This window comes from Neisseria sp. WLZKY-1 (assembly GCF_046546535.1).
Lineage (GTDB): Bacteria > Pseudomonadota > Gammaproteobacteria > Burkholderiales > Neisseriaceae > Neisseria.
This window is the reverse complement of sequence record NZ_JBKGTW010000159.1, coordinates 1-267: the sequence shown is the minus strand read 5'-3', so window position 1 is coordinate 267 and position 267 is coordinate 1. Positions and strand designations below refer to the sequence as shown.

The window sequence follows — 267 nt, the reverse complement described above, 5'->3', positions numbered from 1 at the left end:
CTGCATCGGCGGCAGAATGGCGGTGCGCAATATGCTGTATATGGCAGCACTAACGGCGAGCCGCTTTGAGCCGAAGATTAAAGCGTTTTACGAGAGGCTGCGCACCAAAGGCAAACCATTCAAAGTCGCCATCAACGCGTGTATGCACAAACTTCTGCGTATTCTGAACGCAAGGATGCGGGATTATCTGGCCTCTTTGCAGACGAAATCAGAACGGCAAAGCGAACAGCAAAGCGAACAACAACCCGCACCGCAATGCGCGTAATC

General features: G+C 52.4%; 1 pseudogene. It reads left to right on the top strand.

Going from position 1 to position 267, the window contains the following annotated elements:
* Positions 1–265, top strand: a pseudogene (locus tag ACLD9W_RS12655) (IS110 family transposase); the annotation flags it as partial.
* Between the last annotated feature and the right edge of the window lie 2 nt (positions 266–267).